Source organism: Patulibacter medicamentivorans, assembly GCF_000240225.1.
GTDB lineage: Bacteria > Actinomycetota > Thermoleophilia > Solirubrobacterales > Solirubrobacteraceae > Patulibacter > Patulibacter medicamentivorans.
Window position 1 is genome coordinate 1 of record NZ_AGUD01000314.1, and the last position, 4,441, is coordinate 4,441.

Below are 4,441 nucleotides of genomic sequence, written 5' to 3' on the forward strand. Positions count from 1 at the left end.
GGCGGCGGCCGCCGGCCCCTGCTCGCCGGAGCTGGTCCGCGAGGACGCCGGCGGAGGGTCGGCCACGGCGACGTCGGCGCGGGCCCCGGGGGCGGCGGGCGCGTCGCTGCCGGAGCGGGTCAGGTTGCGGTCGCCGCGCGCCACGAGCGTGCTCGAGCCGCCGCCGTCCTGGTTCTCCACCACGAGCGTGCGCTCGGGGGCGCCCGTCGGAAGCGTCACGACGCCGGCGCCCTCGAGGATCCCCGCCGCGCCGGCCGCGATCACCAGCGACGCGAGCACGGGCACCGCGCCCAGGCCGGCGCCGGGCACCGCAGATCGGAGGACGCGGTCGAGCTCCACGGGTGCAGGATCGGCGGTTCAGCGGCGGAACATGAGCGAGATCCAACGAACGTCCAGAATGGTGGACGCCCGCGGCCAAGCGTGGCCTCGCGCGCGGGACCGCCCTCGGCGGCGGCTCAGGCGGGGCGCTGCACCGGCGCCGACGGCCCACCGCGGGCGCGGGTCGCCAGCAGCACGGCGGCGCCGGCGACGAGCATCGCGACGCTGGTCAGCTGGGCGGTCGTGAGCCCGGCGGCGGTCTCGGGGTTGTGCCGCCAGAACTCGACGACGAACCGCTCGACGCCGGCGAACACCAGGTAGAGCCCGAAGAGCGCCGCCGGCCGCAGCCGGTCGCGCAGCTGCCAGAGCACCAGCGCGGCCAGGCCCATCGCGAGCGTCTCGTAGATCGGCGTCGGCTGGACCTCCTGGTTGGTCGGCACGACGCCGTCCGGATAGGCCATCGCCCACGGCAGGTCCGACGCCTTGCCGTAGTCGCCGTCGCCGGAGACCTGGCAGCCGACACGCCCGATCGCGTAGCCGAGGGCGAGCGCCGGGGCCGAGGCCCCGAGCAGGGTCAGGTTCAGGTGCTTGCGCCACTTCGCCCAGGCCAGCACCGCCAGCGCGCCGCCGAGCGCGCCGCCGTACCACGTCAGGCCGGCCCCGCCAAACAGCGAGTCGAGCAGGCCGCCGTCCTTCTTGGAGTCGTAGCTGTCGATCACCCAGTAGAGGCGCGCGCCGACGAGCCCGCCGACGAGCGCCGCCAGCAGCGCCTCGGCGGCGTGGTCGGCCGGCCACCGCAGCTCGCGGAAGCGCCGGGTCAGCAGCGCGCCCGCGGCCAGGAACGCCAGTGCGAAGCAGAGCCCGAAGGTCTTGATCGGGATGCCGAACAGGTCGATCTCGGGCTGCACGGCGCGAAGGCTAGACGACTCGGCGCCCGTTCACGGACGGGGTGCGCGCCGCGGCGGCGCGACGGCGCGGCGGCCCGGGGCCTACAGGTAGCCCATCGGGTCGCGCGGAACGCCGTTCACGCGCGTCTCGAAGTGGATGTGCGGGCCGGTGCTGTTGCCGGTGTTGCCGCTGGCGGCGATCACCTGGCCCTTGCTCACCCGCTGGCCGACGCGCACTCCGAGCCGCGAGTTGTGCCCGTAGCAGGTGGACAGCCCACCGCCGTGGTTGATGCAGATGTAGTTGCCGTAGCCGCCGACCCAGCCGGAGATCGCGACCGTGCCGGAGTCCGCGGCGTGGACGGCCGTGCCGACGGGGACCGCGATGTCGATGCCGGCGTGCAGGCGACCCCAGCGCATCCCGAACGGCGACGTGAACTGGCCGTTGGCGGGCCAGACCAGCTGGCCGCTGCCCTGCTTGACCGAGCCGCCGGCGGGCATCCCGCTCAGCTGGCCCTGGATCTTGGACTCCTCGCGCTCCATCGCGGCGAGGTTCTCCTCGAGCTGCTTGCGCTGCGAGCGGATGCCGACGAGCAGCTGCTCGCGCTTGTCGCGCTCGTTGTCGATCGAGGAGCGGGCGCTGACCAGCTCGCCCTTGACCTGCGCGATCTCGTCGCGGCGGGCCTGGATCCGCCCGGTCGCGGCGCGCTGGCGCTGCTCCAGGGTCGAGAGCTTGCCCTCGGTCGCCACCGCCTCGTCCTTGGCGGTCTTGACCGCGGCCATGATCCGCCGGTCCTGCTGGCCGATCCGGCGCAGGAACTCGCCCCGCTCGACGAGGTCGGCGAAGCCGTTGCTGTTGAGGACGACGCTGACCAGGTCGGGCTTGTCCGCCTGGTACAGCTCGACCAGGCGGGCGGCGAGCACCTTGCGGGCGTGGGCCAGGCGGGTCCGCAGCCGCGACAGCCGAGCGCGCTCGGACCGCAGGTCGCCCTGGGTCCGGGTCAGGACCGCCTGGCTCTTGTCGAGGTCGGCCTGGACGCCGTTCTCGCGCGCCTGGAGGACGTCGATCCGGCCCTGCAGCTGGCGGATCCGGCCGGTCTGCCGGTCGATGTCGGCGGTCAGCACGCGCTCGCGACCCTTGCGACGGTCGATCTTGCCGCGCGTCGTGCCGATCTTGCCCTTCAGCTCGTCCAGCTTCGACGCGGCGTCGACGGGCGCCGGCCCGGCGGAGAACGCGAGGCCCGCGGTGACGAGCAGCGCCGTCCCGGCGACGGGCAGCGAGCGGGAGCGGGATGGCAGGTTTCGGGGCACGGAGGGCGAAGGGTGGAGCCTGGTTCGACGGCGGCCCCGTCGTCCGCGCTGGGCGGGCAGGGACCGATCGGGCGTACGACGGCCGGGCGGCGGCACCGCGACCGACAGCGACCGTACGGGCGACGGCGCCGCGGCGGAAGCGGTGCAACGAGCGTTGCGCCGCCAGGAGCGCTGCAACGCGCCTTGCACGACCTGCATGGGATCGCCCGTCCCGGCGGCCGATCCGGCGTCTATGGCGTACCCGGGCAGCTGGTCGGGCCCGAGCGGCCGGTGTGCGACGATGACGGCATGGCTCGCGGCGCTGCTTTCGGCAAGGACACCGGCCTCCAGGCGCGGATGGTGGGCACGCTCTTCGGGCTCGGGCTGCTCTACGCGGTCTTCGCCGCGGTGATCGTCGTCGCGACCAAGCAGGCGGCGCTGGTGGTCGTGATCCTCGGCGCGCTGCTGCTGGTCCAGACCCTGGCCGCCGACAAGCTCGCGCTGCACTCGATGCACGCCCGCGAGGTCACGCCCGACGAGGCGCCCGAGCTGCACGCGCTGATCGACCGCCTCTGCCTGCAGGCCGACCTGCCGAAGCCGAAGGTCGCCGTCGCCGACGACCGGATGCCGAACGCGTTCGCGGTCGGGCGCTCGCAGAAGAACTCGACCGTCTGCGTCACGACCGGCCTGCTGGAGCTGCTGCCACCGGCCGAGCTCGAGGGCGTCCTGGCCCACGAGCTGGCCCACGTCGCCCACCGCGACGTGCTGGTGATGACGCTGGCCAGCTTCTTCGCCTCGCTGGCGGCGATGATCGTCCAGAACGGGATCTGGTTCGGCGGCGGTGGCCACGACGACGACGATGACGGGCCGGGCCTGCTGGCCGTGATCCTGGTCGCCGCGATCGTCTACGCGATCTCGTTCGTCCTGCTGCGGGCGCTGTCGCGCTACCGCGAGTACGCCGCCGATCGCGGCGCAGCGATCGTCACCGGCCGTCCGAGCGCGCTGGCCGCGGCGCTGGTCCGGATCACCGACGGGATCCAGCGGACGCCCGACCGCGACCTGCGCGAGGTCGGCGCCGTGCAGGCCTTCTACATCATCCCTCCGAGCGTCAAGAGCGCCGCCGGCGCGCTGTTCGCCACCCACCCGCCGACCGAGAAGCGGATCGCCGCCCTGCAGCGGATCGAGACCGAGCTGCAGGCCGGCCGCACGGTCTGAGGCGTTCGCATGGGCTTCCTCGACTCGCTCTTCGGCCGCACCAAGACGGTCAAGCAGGTCCGCCCGGACCGGCTGTTCGCGCTGACCACCGCCGCGCTCGACCTGCAGACCGCGCACGGGATCCTCACCAGCGGCGAGGCGGCGATCGTCTTCCAGCCGCTGGCGACCGGCGACTTCACCCAGATCGCCGACGACGTCGAGTCGGTGCTGCGCGGCACCGGCGAGGAGACCGGCACCACGATCGAGCGTCGCGACGACGAGTTCGGGTACCGCTGGATGGTGCTGAAGGACCCCGACGTCGACGATCAGGTGGTCGGCGTCAACGCGGTGATGGAGTCGCTGCAGGCAGGTGGCTATGCCGATCGCGTGCTCTGCGCGGTGTTCGCGCTGCGCGAGGCCGGCGTCGACGCCACCGCGCCGGCCACCAGCGGCCGCCCGATCCACTTGGTCTACCTGGCCAAGCGCGGGACCTGGTACCCCTTCGTCCCGATGCCCGGGGCGGCGAAGGAGCGCGACCGCGAGCGCGAGCTGCAGCTGCGAGCGGTGCTCGACCCGCTGATGCCGCTCGAGCCCGAGCTGGATCGCTGGTACCCGCTGTGGGGGGCCCCACTGGGCTGAGGGGCTGGGCCCTGGTCCTGGGGTCGGGTCGCTGTAGGGCTCAGCTGGGGTGGCGGGTGTGGTCCGCGGGGGTGCGGTACGCCCTCGATCGCTCGCGGCCAAGGGAGCGAGGTGCT

Annotated in this window: 4 protein-coding genes and 1 pseudogene; 2 read left to right on the forward strand and 3 right to left on the reverse strand. The window is 73.8% G+C overall.

The window, feature by feature from the left end; all coding sequences use genetic code 11:
* From PAI11_RS22695 to PAI11_RS27945, 3 genes and pseudogenes are all read right to left on the reverse strand, one after another.
* Positions 1 to 339: pseudogene (locus PAI11_RS22695) on the reverse strand (hypothetical protein); the annotation flags it as partial.
* Positions 340 to 455: 116 nt separating this feature from the next.
* Positions 456 to 1,226 carry a prolipoprotein diacylglyceryl transferase gene (locus tag PAI11_RS22700; RefSeq protein WP_007579167.1) on the reverse strand — a complete coding sequence of 257 codons (771 nt, stop codon included), beginning with the start codon at positions 1,224 to 1,226 and terminating at the stop codon, positions 456 to 458.
* 81 nt (positions 1,227 to 1,307) lie between these two features.
* On the reverse strand, positions 1,308 to 2,513 hold the full coding sequence (locus tag PAI11_RS27945; protein WP_007579169.1) for a murein hydrolase activator EnvC family protein: 1,206 nt from the start codon (positions 2,511 to 2,513) through the stop codon (positions 1,308 to 1,310).
* A gap of 288 nt (positions 2,514 to 2,801) precedes the next feature.
* Between PAI11_RS27945 and htpX the strand changes: the two genes are divergently transcribed.
* Both htpX and pspAB read left to right on the forward strand, forming a co-directional pair.
* Positions 2,802 to 3,707, forward strand: coding sequence for a zinc metalloprotease HtpX (htpX, locus tag PAI11_RS22710; RefSeq protein WP_007579171.1), 906 nt, complete (start codon positions 2,802 to 2,804; stop codon positions 3,705 to 3,707).
* A gap of 9 nt (positions 3,708 to 3,716) precedes the next feature.
* Positions 3,717 to 4,325: a PspA-associated protein PspAB gene (pspAB, locus tag PAI11_RS22715; RefSeq protein ID WP_007579173.1), complete on the forward strand. Its 609-nt coding sequence runs from the start codon at positions 3,717 to 3,719 to the stop codon at positions 4,323 to 4,325.
* Positions 4,326 to 4,441 lie beyond the last annotated feature (116 nt).

Excerpts from the sequence above, each read along its gene's own strand:
- htpX (WP_007579171.1), top strand. The coding sequence starts at position 2,802 with ATGGCTCGCGGCGCTGCTTTCGGCAAGGACACCGGCCTCCAGGCGCGG.
- pspAB (WP_007579173.1), top strand. The coding sequence starts at position 3,717 with ATGGGCTTCCTCGACTCGCTCTTCGGCCGCACCAAGACGGTCAAGCAG.